General features: G+C 58.5%; 18 protein-coding genes. 12 read left to right on the plus strand and 6 right to left on the minus strand.

Annotated features, from left to right (window positions below):
- Positions 1-42: 42 nt before the first annotated feature.
- Positions 43-786, minus strand: coding sequence for a Bax inhibitor-1/YccA family protein (locus tag FJU08_RS20085; RefSeq protein ID WP_141150841.1), 744 nt, complete (start codon positions 784-786; stop codon positions 43-45).
- A gap of 288 nt (positions 787-1,074) precedes the next feature.
- On the opposite strand from FJU08_RS20085, the gene FJU08_RS20090 reads away from it, so the two are divergent.
- Positions 1,075-1,281, plus strand: a complete 207-nt coding sequence (locus tag FJU08_RS20090; protein ID WP_141150842.1) for a YqaE/Pmp3 family membrane protein — start codon at positions 1,075-1,077, stop codon at positions 1,279-1,281.
- 29 nt (positions 1,282-1,310) lie between these two features.
- Here FJU08_RS20090 and FJU08_RS20095 read toward each other — a convergent pair whose 3' ends face one another.
- Positions 1,311-3,857 carry an ABC transporter permease gene (locus tag FJU08_RS20095; RefSeq protein ID WP_141150843.1) on the minus strand — a complete coding sequence of 849 codons (2,547 nt, stop codon included), beginning with the start codon at positions 3,855-3,857 and terminating at the stop codon, positions 1,311-1,313.
- Complete coding sequence (locus FJU08_RS20100) at positions 3,854-4,624, minus strand: ABC transporter ATP-binding protein (RefSeq protein WP_181409953.1); 771 nt, start codon at positions 4,622-4,624, stop codon at positions 3,854-3,856. The genes FJU08_RS20095 and FJU08_RS20100 overlap by 4 nt, the downstream gene beginning before the upstream one ends.
- Positions 4,625-4,692: 68 nt before the next feature.
- Between FJU08_RS20100 and FJU08_RS20105 the strand changes: the two genes are divergently transcribed.
- Positions 4,693-5,334: an arylesterase gene (locus FJU08_RS20105; RefSeq protein ID WP_141150845.1), complete on the plus strand. Its 642-nt coding sequence runs from the start codon at positions 4,693-4,695 to the stop codon at positions 5,332-5,334.
- Positions 5,335-5,404: 70 nt separating this feature from the next.
- On the plus strand, positions 5,405-5,998 hold the full coding sequence (thpR, locus tag FJU08_RS20110; RefSeq protein WP_141150846.1) for an RNA 2',3'-cyclic phosphodiesterase: 594 nt from the start codon (positions 5,405-5,407) through the stop codon (positions 5,996-5,998).
- Here thpR and FJU08_RS20115 read toward each other — a convergent pair.
- On the minus strand, positions 5,947-6,420 hold the full coding sequence (locus FJU08_RS20115) for a low molecular weight protein-tyrosine-phosphatase (protein WP_141150847.1): 474 nt from the start codon (positions 6,418-6,420) through the stop codon (positions 5,947-5,949). The genes thpR and FJU08_RS20115 overlap by 52 nt on opposite strands.
- On the opposite strand from FJU08_RS20115, the gene FJU08_RS20120 reads away from it, so the two are divergent.
- The 4 genes from FJU08_RS20120 (at position 6,419) to rlmN (ending at position 9,501) form a co-directional block, all read left to right on the plus strand.
- Positions 6,419-6,787 carry a 4a-hydroxytetrahydrobiopterin dehydratase gene (locus FJU08_RS20120; RefSeq protein ID WP_141150848.1) on the plus strand — a complete coding sequence of 123 codons (369 nt, stop codon included), beginning with the start codon at positions 6,419-6,421 and terminating at the stop codon, positions 6,785-6,787. The genes FJU08_RS20115 and FJU08_RS20120 overlap by 2 nt on opposite strands.
- Positions 6,788-6,838: 51 nt before the next feature.
- Positions 6,839-7,210 carry a YkvA family protein gene (locus FJU08_RS20125; protein WP_141150849.1) on the plus strand — a complete coding sequence of 124 codons (372 nt, stop codon included), beginning with the start codon at positions 6,839-6,841 and terminating at the stop codon, positions 7,208-7,210.
- Positions 7,211-7,482: 272 nt separating this feature from the next.
- Positions 7,483-7,986: an invasion associated locus B family protein gene (locus FJU08_RS20130; protein WP_141150850.1), complete on the plus strand. Its 504-nt coding sequence runs from the start codon at positions 7,483-7,485 to the stop codon at positions 7,984-7,986.
- A 282-nt stretch (positions 7,987-8,268) separates the two neighbouring features.
- A complete protein-coding gene (rlmN, locus tag FJU08_RS20135; RefSeq protein ID WP_141150851.1) occupies positions 8,269-9,501 on the plus strand; it encodes a dual-specificity RNA methyltransferase RlmN in 1,233 nt (410 codons plus the stop codon).
- Positions 9,502-9,538: 37 nt separating this feature from the next.
- Here the strand turns inward: rlmN and FJU08_RS20140 are convergent, their stop codons facing one another.
- Entirely contained in the window at positions 9,539-10,189 is a 651-nt protein-coding gene (locus FJU08_RS20140; RefSeq protein ID WP_141150852.1) for a LysE family translocator, read from the minus strand.
- 291 nt (positions 10,190-10,480) lie between these two features.
- Between FJU08_RS20140 and FJU08_RS20145 the strand changes: the two genes are divergently transcribed.
- The 5 genes from FJU08_RS20145 (at position 10,481) to FJU08_RS20165 (ending at position 18,120) form a co-directional block, all read left to right on the plus strand.
- Complete coding sequence (locus FJU08_RS20145; protein ID WP_141150853.1) at positions 10,481-11,440, plus strand: phosphoribosylaminoimidazolesuccinocarboxamide synthase; 960 nt, start codon at positions 10,481-10,483, stop codon at positions 11,438-11,440.
- A 4-nt stretch (positions 11,441-11,444) separates the two neighbouring features.
- Positions 11,445-12,053 (plus strand): TetR/AcrR family transcriptional regulator, encoded by a 609-nt coding sequence (locus FJU08_RS20150; RefSeq protein WP_141150854.1) that lies wholly within the window; start codon positions 11,445-11,447, stop codon positions 12,051-12,053.
- A 154-nt stretch (positions 12,054-12,207) separates the two neighbouring features.
- Positions 12,208-13,434 carry an efflux RND transporter periplasmic adaptor subunit gene (locus FJU08_RS20155; protein ID WP_141150855.1) on the plus strand — a complete coding sequence of 409 codons (1,227 nt, stop codon included), beginning with the start codon at positions 12,208-12,210 and terminating at the stop codon, positions 13,432-13,434.
- Between the two features lie 50 nt (positions 13,435-13,484).
- Complete coding sequence (locus FJU08_RS20160; protein WP_141150856.1) at positions 13,485-16,619, plus strand: efflux RND transporter permease subunit; 3,135 nt, start codon at positions 13,485-13,487, stop codon at positions 16,617-16,619.
- A gap of 97 nt (positions 16,620-16,716) precedes the next feature.
- Positions 16,717-18,120 carry an efflux transporter outer membrane subunit gene (locus FJU08_RS20165; protein WP_141150857.1) on the plus strand — a complete coding sequence of 468 codons (1,404 nt, stop codon included), beginning with the start codon at positions 16,717-16,719 and terminating at the stop codon, positions 18,118-18,120.
- A gap of 24 nt (positions 18,121-18,144) precedes the next feature.
- On the opposite strand, the gene FJU08_RS20170 is transcribed toward FJU08_RS20165, so the two are convergent.
- Positions 18,145-19,131: a P1 family peptidase gene (locus FJU08_RS20170; RefSeq protein ID WP_141150858.1), complete on the minus strand. Its 987-nt coding sequence runs from the start codon at positions 19,129-19,131 to the stop codon at positions 18,145-18,147.
- Between the last annotated feature and the right edge of the window lie 445 nt (positions 19,132-19,576).

Consider the following 19,576-nt stretch of genomic DNA (forward strand, 5'->3'; position numbering starts at 1 on the left):
GGCGGCTCGAAAGCCGCCTTTGATGAAAGGTTCCGCCAGCGATCAGTTGCGGCTGTTGCCGAACAGGCGCAGCAGGAACAGGAACATGTTGATGAAGTCGAGATAGAGCGTCAGCGCGCCCATGACAGCCTTGCGGCCGGCGATTTCGTGGCCATCGCCTTCATAATACATTTCCTTGATCTTCTGGGTGTCCCAAGCCGTCAGGCCAGCAAAGACCAGAACGCCGAGAACGGAGACGGCGAAGCTGAGCGCTGCCGACTGCAGGAAGATGTTGACCAGCATGGCAATGATGATGCCGAACAGGCCCATTACCATGAAGGAACCCATGGCCGAAAGGTCACGCCGTGTGGTGTAGCCATAAAGCGACAGGGCGCCGAAGGATGCGGCGGTGATGAAGAAGGTCTGGACGATGCTCTGGCCGGTATAGACCAGGAAGATCGTTGAAAGCGAAAGACCGGTCAGTGCGGCATAGACCCAGAAGGCGCCCTGCGCGGCGGCTACGGTCATCTTGTTGATGCGGAACGCCAGGAAGAAGAAGGCGATCAGCGGTGCGAACATGACGAGCCACTTCAGCGGGGATGCGTACATGACCTGGCCGAACTGGGTCAGCTGGCCGTTGGAGACGGACAGGCTGAAAACACCAAAGGCCGCCACACCGGTGATCACCAGACCGAGCGCCATCAGGTTATAGACCCGGAGCATGTAGGCGCGCAGGCCCTGGTCGATTTCAGCATCCGAACGCACTCCCGTCTGCGCGCGGTTCTGATAGTTACGAAGATCAGCCATTGAATTCCTCTTTAAAAGCTCCGTATGGGTTACGGTGTCGGGCGGTGCACCCATAGCACACGCCCCGGCGCCGCTGCGGAGCCCAGCAAGCCTACGGTTAATATGATGGGAGAATAGTGGCGATACAAGGCTTTTGCGTGCGAAAAGCGCGGGCTGAAACTCAAAATTTCGTCAGTATTTGTGAACGCCCCCTCAAAATCGGCGTCCGGGACCCCATCTGACTGAAAAGCCGTCGGAAAATACCGGTTTTCCGTGGCAGACGGATCAGCAACCGGAAAGGACGTATCCATGCGCTATTTCATCGCGGTCATCCTCCCATGGCTCTCGTTTTTCACCATTGGCAAGCCGATTTCCGGCATTATCTGCCTCATCCTCCAGATCACTCTGATCGGCTGGCCGGTTGCTGCCATCTGGGCCTTGTTTGCAGTGCAGAATTTCTACGCTGACCGTCGCAATGATGCGCTGCTGGATGCGTTGCGCGACCGGCGTGACTGAAGGGGAGGGGCGGGCTCGGCCCGCAGGCTTTAAAGCTCCCGCAGATAGAGCGATGCCTTCTGGCCGAGAATGTGCCAGGTTCCGAACAGGCCGATCGTGACGGTGACGATCACTGCCAGGATGACGGTCGACAGTGCCGTGAGCGGCAGCAGCGTGAAGGGCAGGGTCATGATCTTCGCCACCGCATACCAAGCGGCGATGCTGCCGGCCAGCAGCGCAAAGACGCCGGTCAGCAAGCCCAGAAGTGCATATTCATAGATGAAAGCGCGGATCAGCGCCGGGCGGGTGGCGCCGAGTGTTTTCAGCACAACGGAATCATGACCACGCCGCCTGTTGCCGGCCGAAAGCGCGCCGGCCAGAACCAGCATGGCGGCGAGAAGCGCGATCACGGCGGCGGCGCGGATCGCGGTGCCGAGCTGGCTCACCAGCTTGCCTGCGACGTCGAGCGCGCTTTTCACCTCAATCGTCGTGACCGTCGGATAGGCATTGGCGACAGCACGCATCACGGCGGCATTGGTGGCGGTATCGGCACTCTGGTCCACAAGCGTTGCGAGATAGCTCACCGGTGCTCCGGCAAAGGTGTTGGGCGAGAAGACCATGACGAAATTGATCGACATGGATTGCCATTCCACCTTGCGGAAATTGGCGATTGTCGCGGTGATCTCACGGCCGAGAACCTGAACCGTCACCGTGTCGCCAAGTTTCAGGCCAAGCTCCTTGCCCTCTTCCTCGGAAAAGGAGACGAGCGGTGGGCCGGCATAGTCTTTCGCCCACCATTCGCCTTCGGCAAGCGTCGAATTTTCAGGCAGGGCCTCGGCAAAGGTGATGCCGCGGTCGCCGCGCAGCACCCAGCGCCCGCCCGGCGCGACATTGGCTTCCGACGGTTTGACGCCGTTCAGCGCCGTGATGCGCCCGCGCAGCATCGGCACCATGGAAAGATCGCCGCCGGGGGCTTCCTGCCCGACGATCTCTCTGAAGCCATCGGCTTCATTGCCCTGAATGTCGACGAAGAAGAAGTCCGGCGCGCGTTCTGGAAGGCTCGCCGACAGTTCGCGGTTGAGATTGCCGTCGACCAGCGCCAGCGCCACCAGCAGTGTCAGGCCGAGGCCGAGCGACAGCACCACCGGCCCCGTCAGTGCGCCGGGACGGTGCAGATTGCCGAGCGCCAGTCTGAGCGACGGCTGATGCGGGCGCGGGGTGATGCGGGCAATTGCCTTGATGCCGGTGGCAACAAATCGCAGGATCAGGAAGGAGCCGGCCATGGCGGCGAGAAAGATTGCCGCCAGCTGACGGTCCTCTGCGGTGAAGATGGCAAGGGCTGCTATGAGGCCAAGCGTGAGGGCAGCGGTGAGGAGATAGGAGAGCGGCAGTTTGCGGGTCGTCTCGAAGGTCATGGCACGGGTCAGCGCCGTGGCCGGGACGGCGCGCGCGCTGGCAAGTGCGGGAATGGCGAAGGCGATCGCGGTCAGCAGGCCGAATGCCGCCGCCAGCAGCAGGGCGCCGGGATAAAGGGCAGCGGTTGCGCCGATCGGCAGGATATCAGCCAGAAGCGGCAAAGCGATGAAGGGAATGAGCGCGCCGAAGACGAGGCCGATCGCAATGCCGATCAGGGCGACAAGCACAATCTGGAGAAAATAGATCATCACCACCGTGCCGGCCGGAGCGCCTAGGCATTTGAACGCAGCGATGGCATTGCGCCGCCCTTCCAGATAGGCACTGACCGCATTGGCAATGCCGACACCACCGGCAATCAGCGTGGCAAGGCCGACAAGTGTCAGGAACTGTGACAGCCGGTCGACGTTTTCCGACAGGGAGGGGGCGGCGCGTTCACTGGTTCGGATTGACCAGCCTGCGTCGGGAAAGCGCTTCTTGGCGGCGTCGCTCAAGGCGGAGACATTGGCCTGCGGGTCGGAAAGCTTCACCCGATAGGCATAGGAAACAAGGCTGCCAGTGGTCACCAGGCCGGAGGCTTCAAGCGCCTTGGTGCTCAAAAGCACGCGCGGGGCAAAGCCGAAACCTTCCGACAGCGCATCGGGTTCCTCGGTGATCGTGCCGGTGACCGCGAGCTTTGCATTGCCGAGAAGCAGCGTATCGCCGATGGCAAGGCCGAGCCTGTCGATCAGCAGCGGCGCCACAAGCACGCCATAGCGATCACCGGACTGTGCCAGAGCCTGTTTCAGTGGCGCGTCAGGATCGGCAATGACGCTGCCATAGAGCGGATAGAGACTGTCCACCGCCTTGACCTCGACCAGCGACTGGTCGCTGCCATCTGCCTTGCGTGCCATGGAGCGCAGCGTGATCGCCTGAGACACCGTGCCAAGGCCTTCTACATAGGAGAGCATGTCGCCGGAAAGCGGTTCATTGTCCGTCTCAAAGCGGATATCACCGGCCAGAAGCTGGCGCCCGCGCTCGGAGATTCCGGCATTGACGGCATCAGCAACGGAATTGACTGCGGCAATGGCGGTGACGCCGAGGGCGATGCAGGCGAGGAAAATGTAAAAACCGGCAAGGCCGCCGCGCATTTCGCGCAGGGCAAAGCGAAGGGCAAGAGCGGGATTGGCGCGACTTTTCATCATTCGGCGGCCCGTCCGCCCTGCACGGGATGGCCGTCATCGGTGCTTTTCAGCCCGTCATCGGCAATTTCGCCGGAGCGAACGTGAACCTGGCGGTCGCAGCGCGCGGCAAGGGCGGGATCATGGGTCACCAGTACCAGCGTCGTGCCGCTTTCCTTCTGCGCGGAAAACAGCAGATCGGCAATCTGCCGTCCGGTCTCGCCATCGAGGTTGCCAGTGGGCTCATCGGCAATCAGCAGGGCAGGGCGTGGAGCGAGGGCGCGGGCAATGGCAACGCGCTGCTGTTCGCCTCCGGAAAGCTGGCCGGGGTAATGGTCAAGCCTTTCGCCGAGCCCGACGCTTGTCAGCGCCGCACGGGCAACATCAAAGGCATCGCGACGGCCGGCAAGTTCAAGCGGAATGGCGGCATTTTCCAATGCGGTCATGTTGGCGATCAGATGGAAGGACTGGAAGACGATGCCGATATTCTCGCCGCGAAAGGCGGCGAGCGCATCTTCGGAAAGGGGACCAAGCGCCGTGCCGTCAATCGTCACTTCGCCACCATCAAGCCGTTCAAGGCCAGCTAGCACCATCAAGAGCGTCGACTTGCCCGAGCCTGATGGCCCGAGAATGCCGACGGAATGTCCGGCTTCGATGGAAAGCGACATGTTTTTCAGCACATGCACGGCAGCGGAACCGGCCCCGAGTGTCAGGTCGGCATTCTTCAGTTCGATCAGAAAGGCGCTCAAAATATCATTCCGCTTTGAAAACCGGCCCTGCCAACAACACATTAGTCTGTGCCGATAGGCGGTCGCCGCTACCATGAAATCAGTTTCATACTGAATTTAGGAATCCCGATATGCAATTCAAACCCTTACGTCTTTTTGCCGTCGTCACGGCGATCACGATTTCGTTTGTTCGACCCGGACTGGCTGCCGATCCGCTGAAGCTTGTCGTTTTCGGCGACAGCCTGGTTGCCGGTTATGAGCTGGCGGCGGGGGAGGATTATCCGGCACAGCTGGAAAAGGCGCTGAACGATGCGGGCTATGATGTGACGGTCACCAATGCCGGTGTGTCGGGTGACACGACGTCTGGCGGTCTTGCGCGCATCGACTGGTCCATACCCGACGGTACGGATGGGATTTTGCTGGAGCTTGGCGCCAATGACGCGCTTCGGGGGATCCCGCCCGAAAAGACGAAGGACAATCTCGAAGCCATGCTCAGCAGGCTCTCCGAGCGGCATATTCCGGTGATGCTGATGGGCATGATGGCGCCGCCCAATATGGGCGATGCCTATGCGGCGGTCTTCAACGGCATTTATGAGGAACTTGCCACAACGCGCGGGCTGACGCTCTATCCGTTTTTCCTGGATGGCGTGACGACACATGCGGATTTGCAGCTGTCGGATGGTATGCATCCCAATGCAGATGGGGTGAAGGTTATGGTTGAAAAATCACTTCCCACGGTTGAGGCCTTTCTGGCAACTATCGGGGGACAATGAAAATAATCCTTGCGCTTTGCGCACTTGCGTGATTCGCTGTCAGTATCCAAAGCATTTTGGGGAGCGCGTCATGCCAAGATTGTTCACCGCCCTCGAAATTCCGCGCGAACAGGCATTAAGCCTTTCGCTTTTGCGCGGGGGCCTTCCCGGCGCGCGTTGGATTGATGTGGAAAACTACCACATCACCCTGCGTTTCATCGGTGATGTCGATTTCAGAACTGCTGATGAAGTCGTGCATTGGCTGGATCGCATCGAGCGGCCTTCCTTTTCCATCAGACTGTCCGGTACGGGATCTTTCGGTTCGAAAAAACCGCATGCGCTGTGGGCGGGTGTTCCCTATGTGCCGGAGCTTTACGCGCTTCAGGGCGAGATCGAGCGGATCTGCCAGCGCATCGGGCTCGGGGCTGATCCGCGCAAGTTTACCCCGCATGTGACGCTGGCGCGGCTTCGGGGCTCGAAACTCGCCGATGTGGCCGACTATCTTTCCGCGCGCGGCAATTTCCAGACCATGCCGTTCAAGGTTGGCCGTTTCGTGCTGCTGTCATCACGTGATTCGGTCGGCGGCGGTCCCTATCGGGTGGAAGAGGCTTTCGATCTGGTCGATGAGGATCGTTATGAAAGCTTCGATATGAGCGACTGGCAGCCGGCCACCAGCATGTCGTAGACGGTGTCGAAGCCGCCCGCTCCGCCATAATAGGGATCGGGAACATCTTCGAGAAAACCGAGTGTGAAGTCACGAAAAAGCACGATTTCGGCGCTAGCTTGGCCGCGTGACATCTGCTTCATCTGTGCGAGATTTCCGCGATCCATCGCCAGAATGAGCGAGAATGTCTGGAAATCGCTTGCTTTGATCTTGCGGGCACGCTGGTTGGAAATGTCGAATCCATGGGTCCTTGCCACAGCACGGGAGCGCGGATCGGGCAATTCGCCTTCATGCCAGCCGCCGGTTCCGGCCGAATCGACGATAAAATCGCCGCCGCGCCCGGCCTTTTCAGCGAGATTGACAAAGACGCCCTCGGCAAGCGGGGAACGGCAGATATTGCCGGTGCAAACAAATAACAAAGAAGGTTTGACGGTCGGGATCATGGTGCTCGTCTGGAAACGTGAAAAATTCGAAGGTGGCAGTCAGCCTGCTGACGAGGATGCCACGAAAAATCGCCGGCTGGAACCGTCGGAAATCGAAACCGCGCTGTCCGGTCTCGGCGGCTGGATCGTCACCGAGAACGAAACGGCCATCTGCCGCGATTTCGTCTTCGCTGACTTCCGCCAAGCTTTCGCTTTCATGAGCGAGTGCGCTCTGGTTGCCGAGCGGCTTGACCATCACCCGGACTGGAATAACTCCTTTGCCCGGGTCGGGGTCAGCCTTTCGACCCATGCGGCGGGCGGCATTACCAGCCGGGATGTCGCGCTGGCGGCCGAGATGGACAGGGCGGCAGGCCGGTTCGGGCTTTGAATATGCCTGTCGCGCGCCCATATCTCTTCTCTATGCAAGGAGCGAGCGCGTATGGATGACGTGAAATTCGGTGAAATTCTGGAACCGGGCGATGAAGACACCCGTACCGGTCGCGAACAGGCCGTGCGTGAGGGGTTCTGGATGACGCTGCGCCGGGCGGCGGGCAAGATCCCCTTTGCCCGCGATGTCGTTGCCGCCTACTACTGTGCGCTCGATCGGGATACGCCTGCAACGGCACGCGGCGTGCTGCTGGGCGCGCTCGCCTATTTCGTCATGCCTGCCGATCTGGTGCCGGATGTTTTCGCCGTTGTTGGCTTTTCCGATGATGTGGCGGTGCTGACGGCGGCTTTTGCCATGATCCGCGGCAATCTGCGGCCGGTACATTATGAACGTGCCGACAAGGCTCTTGCCGAAACGGGCTAGGTGCGCCAGTCTCCTTTCCGGTCAGTGCGTTTTCGGGCCGGATCGGCGCTGTTATGAGGTGTTCTGCCGCGATGCCCAATTCTCGCCCCGTTTCACCGTCTTAAACAGAAAAATAGGCGGTTCGGGGCGCGGGAAGGGCTGCAAGGCGTTGAAACGGGGCTTGTTGACGCTTTGGTAACCTCGAATGCGTATCAAAGTTCCGAACTAGGTTCGTATCGGCCCGGTCGTTTGCATGAGCGGGCCCGCGGCAAGCAAAAAAACGGCAGGACAACATGTTTGTAGAAAGAATTGTTATCGTATTGGCTCTCCTGTTCGCTGGCGTGTCGGCCGCTTCCGCGCAGACGCCGACCCCGATACAGAAATTCGATGCATGGGTTGCCTATTCCTACCAGTCGGATGCCGGCAAGGTCTGCTACGTGCTTTCTGTTCCGGCCAAGAAGGAGCCCGCCAATGTTGATCATGGCGACAACTTCTTCGTTGTCACAAAATATCCGGGGCAGAATGTTTCGCTGGAACCGCAGGCGATGATGGGGTTTGACCTGAAGCCAGGTTCGAAGATTGACGTCGTCGTCGATGGCAACAGCTTCCCGATGTATTTCAAGGGCAAGGGCGGCTGGCTTGAAAACGCAGCCCAGGAACCGGCGCTGGTCAATGCGATGAAGGGCGGCCGGTCGATGGAAGTCCGGGCGACGTCTGCCCGCGGCACCAACACGGTTCACACCTATTCGCTGATCGGTATCACGGCAGCGCTGAACAAGATTTCGGCCTGCAACTGATCGGCTTCAGTGCATGCGCGATACCCTAAACCCGGCTTTTGCCGGGTTTTTGCTTTGAGGGCTTTGAGACAAGGCAGGTGACGCGCCGGGCAAACCATGTTATAGGCGCCGCCGAAAGGAATGGCAGATGATCTGCAGGGCAGGTTATCATCCCGTTCCGTAAAGCCCGCGACTTTGGTTCGCGGCCCGTTTTCGCATTCATCGCAGGCGCCCGTCGCGCCGGTCTTCGCAGGACCGGTGAGTGAGGGGCGAATTGCGTATTTCCGTCTGGAGCTTGAAGACATGTCCGTTACCGGAACCGCCACGCTTGACCTTGATGCGCTGAAGGCCAGAAAAGCTGCCAATCACGGTGAGAAGCCCGGCCTTGTCGGCATGACCCGGCCGGAGATGGCCGAGGCGCTGTTCAATGCCGGTGTTGCCGAACGCCAGCTCAGAATGCGGGTCAATCAGCTTTGGAACTGGATCTATGTCCGCGGTGTAACGGATTTTGCCGACATGACCAATGTCGCCAAGGATCTGCGCCAGACGCTTGCCGATCATTTCACGATCTCGCGGCCGGAAGTGGTCGACGAGCAGATTTCCTCCGACGGCACCCGCAAATGGCTATTCCGCTTTCCCGCACGTGGCGCTGGCAAGCCGGTCGAGGTCGAGACGGTTTATATTCCCGAAGCTGATCGCGGAACCTTATGCATTTCCAGTCAGGTCGGCTGCACGCTGACCTGTTCCTTCTGTCACACCGGTACGCAGCGCCTGGTGCGCAATCTGACGGCGGAGGAAATTCTCGGGCAATTGATGGCCGCCCGCGATGCGTTGGGCGATTTTCCCAACAAGGACGCGCCGAACGGGGCCTTCATTCCCGAAAGCGACCGCAAGGTCACCAATGTCGTGATGATGGGCATGGGCGAGCCGCTCTACAATTTCGACAACGTCAAGCGCGCGCTGCTTCTCGCCTCCGATGATGCCGGTCTGTCGCTGTCGAAGCGCCGCATCACATTGTCGACCTCGGGTGTCGTGCCGGAAATTTATCGCACCGGTGAGGAGATTGGCTGCATGCTGGCGATTTCGCTGCATGCCGTGCGCGATGATCTGCGCAATATTCTCGTTCCGATCAACAAGAAATATCCGCTGGAAGAGCTGATCAAGGCCTGCCGCGAATATCCGGGCCTGTCCAATGCCAAGCGCATCACCTTTGAATATGTGATGCTGAAAGATGTGAATGACAGCCTTGAGGATGCCCGCGATCTGGTGAAGCTTCTGAAAGGCATTCCGGCCAAGATCAACCTCATCCCCTTCAATCCCTGGCCCGGCTCCAACTATCAATGCTCCGATTGGGAGACGATCGAGCGTTTCGCTGATTTCATCAACCAGGCGGGCTATGCCTCGCCGATCCGCACGCCGCGCGGCCGCGATATTCTCGCCGCCTGCGGTCAGCTGAAATCCGAATCAGAGCGCATGCGCAAGACCGAGCGTCTGGCCTATGAGGCGATGATGATCGCCAATCACGGCGACGACTGAGCATCACCTTCCCGCTGGAACGGACCCCGGGGCCTGATCAGTGGGGCCGGGTCAGCAGGATCTTCACGGCAAAGGCTGAGAAGACGCTGGCGAAGAGATAATCAATCACCCTGAGCGCCCGGCGATGTGCTTTCAGCCAGCCCGAAAGCCGGTCGGCGGCAAGGGTGGTGCCAAGCGTGACCGGCAGCGATGCGAAAATGAACCAGGCGCCGAGAAAGATCAGCTTTCCGGTCACATGCGGATCGGTGGCAACAACGAATTGCGGCAGGAAGGTCATGAAGAAGATGATGACCTTGGGATTGAGCAGGTTCACCGACAGGCCGTTCACAAAGGCCTTTTTCAGCGCCCCGGGGCGGCGCTCAGCCCGGTTTTCGCTTTCCATCACGAAATTGGAACCCTTGCGGATGGCGTTGACGGCAAGGAAGAACAGATAGGCGGCACCACCGGTCTTCAAAACGGCGAAGGCCAGCGGCGAGGCGACAATCAGCGCTGAAACGCCGAAGGCGACCAGCAGCGTGTGGACGACAAGTCCGCAATTGGTGCCAAGAATCACCATCAGTCCAGGACCCTTGCCCTCCCGCATCGCCTTGCCGACAGCAAGCGTCATGTCGGGTCCCGGCGTGATCGCCAGCAGAAAGGTCGCGGCGGTGAAGGTCAGAAGAAGCGAAATTGAGGGCAGGAATTCCATGGCTGGGTCGGCCTTCTGCTGATGGCGTCATTCCGGCCTGTTGCCGGTAAAGGCGTTATAGACAATCTTCTCCGAAAAGCCGATGCGCAAACGCAGGGAGGCGGGCCATACCGGTTGACCACAGGCTTGCCGGGGGGGGGGCAGGCGCTGCGCAGGCCGGAATTGTCCGGTTCAGGGCGTAGATACATTCGATTACAATTATTGCTGTTCGTGTTACAAATCGTTAAGGAAAGGCGAGGGGTTCGTTCGGGCATATAGCGGCGTACCCATCATCCAGAACAGGTGATTGCCTTGCGTATTCTTCAAGAAGCCCATTATTCCGAACTGCCGAACTATTACCGCGGCAAGGTGCGAGAGAATTATGATCTGCCGGACGGCCGGCGAATCATCATCGCGACCGACCGGCTGTCTGCCTTTGATCGCGTGTTGGCGGCGATCCCGACCAAGGGGCAGGTCCTGACCCAGATTGCCCGCTTCTGGTTCGAAAAAACCGCCGACATCTGCCCGAATCACGTCATGGCCTATCCCGATCCCAATGTCGTGGTCGGCAAAAGACTCGAGATCCTGCCGGTGGAAATCATCGTGCGCGGCTATCTCGCCGGGACGACCGACACGTCGATCCTCACGCGCTACAAGAAGGGCGAGCGCAAAATCTATGGCTTCGATTTTCCCGAGGGAATGAAAGATAATCAGGCGCTGCCGGAGGCCATCATCACCCCGACCAGCAAGGCCTTTGACGGCGGCCATGACGAGCCGCTGACGGAGACCGAGATCATCGAACGCGGACTTTTGACGCAGGCGGAATGGGATACCGTCTCGCGTTATGCGCTGGCGCTCTTTCAGCGCGGTCAGGCACTTTCGGCCGAGCGCGGTCTTATCCTTGCTGACACGAAATATGAGTTTGGCAAAGACGAAACCGGCAGGATCCTGCTCGCCGACGAGATCCATACGCCTGATTCGAGCCGCTACTGGATCGCTGAAAGCTATGATGCGCGATTTGCCGCAGGCAAGCGTCCGGAGAGTTTCGACAAGGATTTCATCCGCTCCTGGGTGGCCGAGCGCTGCGATCCCTATCACGATGAAATCCCGGCAATTCCCGAAGAACTGGTTCTTGAGACGGCGTCGGTCTATCAGCAGGCCTTCAGGATGATTACCGGAGAGGACTTTGTCGCCGACGAGACGGGAAGCAGCGTCAAGGATCGCATTCGCGATCGCCTTGCCGCCTATTATCCCGACGCTGCCTGGACGTGAGCGCATGCGGCGGCCGAGGCGAAAAGCGGAGGAAACCCGCGAGGATATTCTGAACACGGCCGAAGCGCTCTTCCGTGAGAAGGGCTATTCGGGTGTGTCAATCGCCGATATTGCCGCCGCGCTTGAAATGTCGCCTGCCAATGTTTTCAAGCATTTCCAGAGCAAGCTGGTGCTTGGGCAGGCGATCGCCCACCGCTATGGCGAGAAGTTTCGCGCGCGTTGCGATGAAGTGCAGCAGGATGCCGGCCTGCCCGCTGATATCCGGCTGACCCGCTTCGTTGACCGGCTGACCAAGGATCACCTGCAGAAAATGCAGAATGATCGCTATCTGTTCGAAATGCTGCCTTTCGTGTTCGAAGACCCGGAAAACAAGGGCCGTATGTATCGCGGACTGGTGCGCGATCGGATCGCAGATATTCTGGCCGATGGCATGGATGCGCAACTTTTCCGAAAGGGTGATCCGGTTCGCGACGCCGAGGTCATCGTCGACATGCTGACCTGCGTGTTACATCCGAATATGGTTAAATGTGCTGATATGGCAACACAATCTGACAAAGCGCATGCCATACTGCGTCTTGTTGATGCGGGACTCAAATACGGCGTTGCCAAGTGATACTTGCTGAGATACGTCACTAAAACAGTCTTGCGGTAATTTGCCGGAATCCGGCCCCGTTGACGCCCAACAGTTGTATTCGCTGTTCCGGCACGCTGGTGAGTGTGCTAGAACGGCGTAAATTGTTTCGATTTGTTGATTTGGATAGGTGCCCATGAAGCCGCGCAAGCTTTCAATTGCTCTTCTCTCCGTTCTGGCCGTTACGGCCGTCGCATGCAGTAAGGAAGGTGAGAAGCAGGGAGGCATGCAGATGCCTCCGCCGTCTGTCGGTGTTATCGAGATGAAGCAGCAGACGCTGCCGATCACCACGACGCTTCCGGCCCGTGCCGTTGCCTATCGCAGCGCCGAGATCGTGTCGCAGGTTAGCGGCATTATCGAGGAAAAAGCCTTTACGGATGGTGCTTCGGTCAAGAAGGGCGATCTTCTCTATCAGATCGAAAAAGACAGCTACCAGGCTGCTCTTGATCAGGCCAAGGCGACGCTCGCCAAGGCAAATGCCACGGTTCCGGGCATGAAGGCCAATTACGAGCGTTACAAAAACATCGTCAACAAGGGCGCAACCGAAATTCAGCTGACCGATGCCCAGGTCTCTTATGAGCAGTCGCTCGCTGATGTTGAGGCTGGCAAGGCTTCCGTCGCTGCAGCGCAGGTCAATCTTGATCATACCAGCATATTGGCGCCCTTCGATGGTGCGCTGGGGGTTTCGAATATCGCGATCGGCAATATTGCCTCGTCCAGTTCGACGACGCCGCTGGTTCAGATCAATCAGCTCGATCCGATCTACGTTGACATGTATGAGTCGGCCTCCGAAGTGCTTTCGGGGTCGAGTAAATATTCCACGTCTCTGGGCAGCGAAGCGGATCTTTCCAAGATTGCCGTCACGGTTCAGCTGGATGATGGCACTGAATATGACGTCAAGGGTCATCTCGATGTTTCGGACCGCACGGTCAACGAATCAACCGGCACAGTCAATCTGCGGGCGGTCTTCGACAATCCCAAGAGCGTGATCCTGCCGGGCATGTTTGTCCGTGCGACGCTGACGCTGGACGAGACGAAGGGCTATCTTATTCCCCAGCTGGCAGCGCAGATCGAGCCCGGCGGCAAGGTTACCGCCCAATTTGTCGGCAAGGACAATTCCGTGGAGACCCGCGTCTTCAAGGATGCCCAGTCTTCCGGCAATGGCTGGCTGGTAACCAGCGGCGTTTCCGATGGTGACAAGTTGATTGTAGACGGCTTCCAGCGCCTGGTTGGCGGTGTGAAGACGGTGACGCCGGTACCGGTGACCATCAATTCCGATGGCGTTGTCGTCGATCAGCAGCCGGCGGATGCATCCGGCGGTTCCACAAACAAGAATGCGGCCAGTTCCGGCAGCAACGGTTGAGCGAATGGTGTTTTCGCAAAAGATAGACCCCGGCGCTCGAGGAACTTTTAATGGCTAATTTCTTTATTCATCGACCAATTTTCGCCTGGGTTGTGGCGATCCTGATTATGATTGGGGGCGGTCTTGGCGTCTTGACGCTGCCGATCTCGCAATATCCGGAGATCGCTCCGACCACGATTTCAATTTCATCGACCTATCCGGGCGCCAGTGCCGAAACCGTTGAATCGACGGTTACCAATGTCATCGAGGATGGCCTGTCTGGCTTCGATGACATGCTCTACATGACGTCGACTTCAAGCAATGGCTCGTCGCAGATCCAGGTGATTTTCGGACCGGCGATTGATCCCGAAATCGCGCAGGTCGAAGTTCAGAACAAGCTGCAGCTTGTTGAATCGCAGCTGCCCGACACGGTGCGGCAGCTGGGTCTGACGGTGAACCACTCGTCATCGTCGATCCTGATGGTGGTCGCGCTGACCTCGTCGAATGGCGATTATTCCGCGGCCGATCTCGGCAACATCATCGACAGCACGATTCAGGATAGCGTCATGCGACTGGATGGTGTGGGCAGCGTTCAGGCCTTCTTCACGCCCTATGCCATGCGGATCTGGCTCGATCCTTACAAGCTCAATCAGTACAACCTGACCGTTGCCGATGTCACCAGCGCGATTGAAGCGCAGAACGCGCAGGTTGCCGTTGGTGATCTGGGTGATAACCCTTCGACAAAGGGGCAGCAGCTCAATCTGACCGTTGTGTCGTCGACGCAGCTGACAACGGTGCGTGAATTCGAGAATATCGTCGTCAAGGTAACCGAAAACGGTGCGACGGTGACGATGGGCGATCTCGGCCATGTCGAACTCGGGCAAGAGAATTACGATATTCAGGGCTATTACAACGGCAAGGTCGCCGGTGGTTTCGCCGTAGAGCTTGCCAGTGGTGCCAATGCTGTTGACACGTCCAGAAACGTCGTCAACTTCATGAATTCGATCAAGCCGACGCTGCCCGAAGGCGTCGACATCATCTATCCTTACGATACGACGCCCTTCGTCGAGCTCTCGATTGAACAGGTTGTTGAAACCCTGTTTGAGGCGATCGTTCTCGTCTTCCTCGTGCTGCTGGTCTTCCTGCAGAACCTGCGTGCGACGATCATTCCGACGATTGTTGTGCCGGTGGTTCTGCTTGGTACCTTCGGCGTGCTGGCGATAGCCGGATATTCGATCAATACGCTGACCATGTTCGCCATGGTGCTGGCGATTGGTCTTCTCGTCGACGATGCGATTGTTGTGACGGAAAACGTCGAACGCATCATGCATGAGGAGGGGCTGCCGCCGCGCGAGGCGACCATTCGGTCAATGGCGGAAATCTCCGGCGCGCTGGTTGGTATCGTGCTGGTTCTGTCGGCTGTGTTCATTCCGATGGCCTTCATCGGTGGTTCGACGGGTATCATCTATCGCCAGTTCTCGGTGACGATTGTCTCGGCCATGGTGCTTTCGGTGCTGATGGCGCTGATCTTCACACCGGCACTCTGTGCCACAATCCTGAAGCCGGTCGATCCGACCAAGAAGGACCGTGGTCTCTCGGGTATCTTCAACCGGAATTTCGAGCGGCTGACGACGGGTTACACGGGAACGGTCAAGCGTCTGCTTGGTTTGATGATCCCGGTTTTTCTGGTGTTCGCACTCGTCGTCGCCGGTGTGGTTTATTATTTCGGCAAGCTGCCGAGTGCCTTCCTGCCCGATGAGGACCAGGGCTATCTCTTCTCGATCGTGCAATTGCCGGATGGTGCCACGACCGATCGCACCAATGCGGTGATGCAGCAGATCCAGAACTATTTTGATACCCAGGAAGGCGCGAATGTAGACGCAGTCTTCTCCGCTGTCGGCTTTTCCTTTGCCGGTACCGGTCAAAATTACGGTATGAACTTCATCAAACTGAAAGACTTCGATCAGCGTACGGCGAAATCGGCGGGTGCAACGGAGATCCTTCAGCGCGCGAATATGTATTTCTATACCCATATTCGCGATGCGCAGGTCTATGTTCTGCTGCCGCCTGCCATTCCGGGGCTGGGTACTTCGACAGGCTGGACCGGTTATGTGGTGGACAGTGGTAACCGCGGTCAGGATGCGACCTTCGCCTCGACAACAAATATCATCAGTCAGATGAATCAGGGTGGGATAGCGTCACAGACACGCACAGATACCCTGGCCAACCAGACCCAGATGATGCTCGACATTGATACGGAGAAGGTTGGGGCTTATGGCGTAAACCTCTCGTCGGTTACCTCAATGCTGTCGACGATCTATGCCGGAACCTACATCAACAACTTCACGATCAACGGCAAGATCAAGAAGGTCTATGTTCAGGGTGACGCGCCCTATCGCATGCAACCGGACGATATCAACAAGTGGTATGCGTCGAATTCCGACGGTGACATGGTGCCCTTCTCGGAGTTCACCAAGATCAGCTGGGTCTCCGGTGCGCCGACGATCGCCCACTACAACGGTAACAACGCCGTGGATATTACGGGTGGCACCCAGCCGGGTTACTCGACGGGTGAGGCGATGAACCAGCTTGAAAGTCTCGTCAAGCAGCTGACCGGGGGCTTTACCGTAGCCTGGACGGACATGTCCTATCAGGAAGTGGTTTCGGGCAATGAAGCGAGCTACCTCTATGCAATCTCGGTGGTGTTCGTGTTCCTCTGCCTTGCAGCTCTCTATGAAAGCTGGTCAATTCCCTTTGCGGTTATCCTTGCTGTGCCTGTCGGTATCTTCGGTGCCGTGCTGGGCGCCCATTTCACCGGTCAGAATAACGACATTTACTTCAAGGTCGGGCTCCTGACGACGATGGGTCTCGCGGCGAAGAACGCCATTCTGATTGTGGAGTTTGCCCGCGAGCTGATGGATCAGGGCATGTCCGCGGTCGATTCGGCCCTTCGTGCGGCCCGTATGCGATTGCGCCCGATCCTGATGACGTCGCTGGCCTTCATGCTCGGTGTCGCGCCGCTGGCTGTGGCGAAGGGGGCGGGTGCAGCCTCGCAGAATGCAATCGGTATTACCGTGTTCTTCGGCATGCTGGCCGCAACGGCACTGGGCGTCTTCTTTATCCCGTCCTTCTTCGTTGCAGTTTGCCGGATCATGCGGATCGAACGCAAGAAAGAGGCCAAATCGGAAGACCAGCAGGCAATTTAAAGATTGCTAACCATATTGCGCCGGGGCCTCCCCGGCGCTTAAAAGGAATATGTAAACGGCTTGTGTAAGCCACGGCCGAACCTGACAGGACAGACCTATGCTATTGCGCCGCGTTTCCGTACCGTTCGTTATGTTGTTGCTTTCGGGCTGCGTGGTCGGTCCCTTCTATCAGAAGCCTGAAATGCCGCTGCCGACCAAGTTCAGCGAAGGCAGTACGAAAAGTGATGGCGACGTGACCCAGAAGGCCTGGTGGACGTCCTTCAATGATTCTCAGCTCAACGCCTATGTTGACAAGGGGTTGGCGCAGAACCTTGATATCCTGCAGGCGGTCGAGGCAATCAACCAGGCTCAGGAAGGTATTATCACCGCCACGGCGGGCGCCTATCCATCGGTCGACCTGTCGGGCGGGGACACGATTGGCAGTTCAGCCGGTGAATCTGCAACCAGCTCTGCCCGCAAGCTGACCAACACGGCCACCGGGTCAATCCCTGTTTCCTGGTATCTTGATCTGTTCGGCAAATATAAGCGTGCCGGCGAGGCGGCCGAAGCCCAGCTCGGTGAAGCTTATGCCACTGCCGATGTGGCACGTTTGAGCCTGATTTCGAACCTGATTCAGGCCTATGTAAATGCACGCCTCTATCAGGAGCGCCTGCAGATCGCCAAATCGAACCTTGCCAGCCGGCGCGAAACCTTGAAGCTGACCCAGTTCCAGCTTGATGCCGGTGCGTCCTCGCGGCTGGATGTTGCGCAGTCGGAAGGTCTCGTCAATGCCCAGCTATCGGCGATTCCTGGGCTGGAAGCCGATTATCGGGCGCAGGTCTATTCGCTCTCGACCCTGATGGGGCTGCCCGCCGCAACTCTGATCGATCAGATGAACAAGAAGAAGCCGATCCCGATGACCAGCGCCACCTATTCGAGTGGCGTGCCGGCTGATCTCATTCGCAATCGCCCCGACATCCGCAACGCGGAACAGGCGCTTGCCGCAGCGACCGCGAATATCGGTGTCTCCGAGGCAGCACTTTACCCGTCAATCACATTGAGTGGCACGGTCACGGCGAGCATCAGCGCCTCCCATCTGGCCGGCAGCAACGGGTTGACTTCATGGTCTTTCGGCCCGGCGCTGAGCCTGCCTATCTTTGACGGTGGTGCGTTGCGGGCCAATGTCCGCATCAGCGAATCGCAGGCCCGCTCGGCCTATCTTGCCTGGCAGCAGACGGTGCTGAGCGCAATTTCCGAAGTGGAGACGGCACTGGCCAAGGTTTCACGTGACGGCCGTACGGTCTCGGCATTGCGGGCAACGGTTGCCTCTTACAAGGAAGCGCTCGACCTTTCAACGGCCAGCTACAAGGACGGCGCAACATCACTGCTCGATGTTCTTGATGCGCAGCGCTCCGTTTCGAGCGCCGAGGCCGATCTCGCCGATGCGATTGCCAATATGGCGAACGACTATGTCAGCCTCAACGTTGCCATTGGCGGTGGCTATGCCGTCGGCAGCAAGTAGAGCTGCCGAGGCGCCGGACGCACGTCATTTGTGAATATCGCACCAGGCTTTTTGCGCTCCCGCTTGCGGGAGCGCTTTTGCGTTATAGACACCACGGGCGATTGCCCGGGCCATTGTCATCATGGCGGCATGGCAGATATGGGCGAAATCGGCGGGGTCGGTCATCGGCTTTGCACATGTAGCCGCAGAGAGGACCGTGTCGCCATCCATCGGCAGATGGGCGGGAAAGATCGCCCGGGCAAAGCCACCATGGGCCATGATGGCGAGGCGATGCGTCTCGGCTTTGCTAAGCACCGCATCGGTCACGATCACGCCGATCGTCGTTGCCGTCGTGGCGAGACCTTTCATCCGCAGCTGCAGATCTGTGGGGTCAAAGCCGTGAGGCTGCCCCAGTCCGCCGAATTCACTGTCCCGTTCGAAAGGGGCTGCCCAGAAGTGAGGACCGTTGCCGACCGTAACGCTGCCCATCGCATTGACGGCAACCAGTGCGCCGACGATATGGCCTGATGCGAGCGCAGAGCTGGCCGAGCCGAGACCGCCCTTGAGCGTGGCGGTTGTCGCGCCGGTACCGGCGCCGGCAGTGCCGAGAGAAAAGCGCCCGCGATCTGCGTTGCGATAGGCCTGATAGCCGAGATCACGATAGGGGGCGTGAAGCCCCCAGTCCTTGTTACCGCCATTGAGAAGATCCATCAGGATCGCCTGCGGCACGATCGGGATCCGCATGTCCGAAAGGGCGAAGCCGCGGCCATCAGCGCGAAGTCCTGATTGAACACCGCCAGCTGCATCGAGGCCGAAGGCCGAGCCACCCGAAAGAACAAAGGCATCGACAGCTTCAACGGTCGCGCCGGGCTCGAGAAGCTTTTGGTCGCGGCTGCCCGGTGCTCCGCCAAGGACGTACCCCGAGGCGACCGCCGGCTTGTCAAAGGTAATCACGGTAACCCCGGAAGCCAGATCCGGGTCTTGAGCATTGCCAACGGCAAGGCCGGAAATATCAGTGAGAAGATTGAGCATGATACACCTCGATGAAAAGAGATGACGATGTTCTAGGCGATGCGGGTGGGAGCTGAAAGCCGAACCTGATCGAATTTGCGACTGATAGGCCGTGAAACTGGCGCTGCGCGATGCTGTCAGGGCCAGGAGCTCGCCAGCAAACATGGCAAAGGGGCGCTGATCCTGCGGGGTCTCGAAGTTTTTTACAGTTTTTTGAAAATTGCATGTTGACTTCGCAGGGTCCTTAACCCTATATGCACACCACCGACGGGGTCGCCGGTCGCTGCGGCGACTGACCTACGACCCCTTCCCGCCAATTAGCTTTGCTGGTTGACGTGTTCGAACTCAAAAGGTTTTGGCACGAGGGCGGAACACGACGGTTTTAGGATCGTCGGTTATTTGGACAAATGAATAAAGAAGAAAGAGAAACGTGGCGAGCGGCTTTGTTGGTAGGCATTATTGCTTA

Source organism: Martelella alba (assembly GCF_006516955.1).
Taxonomy (GTDB): domain Bacteria; phylum Pseudomonadota; class Alphaproteobacteria; order Rhizobiales; family Rhizobiaceae; genus Martelella; species Martelella alba.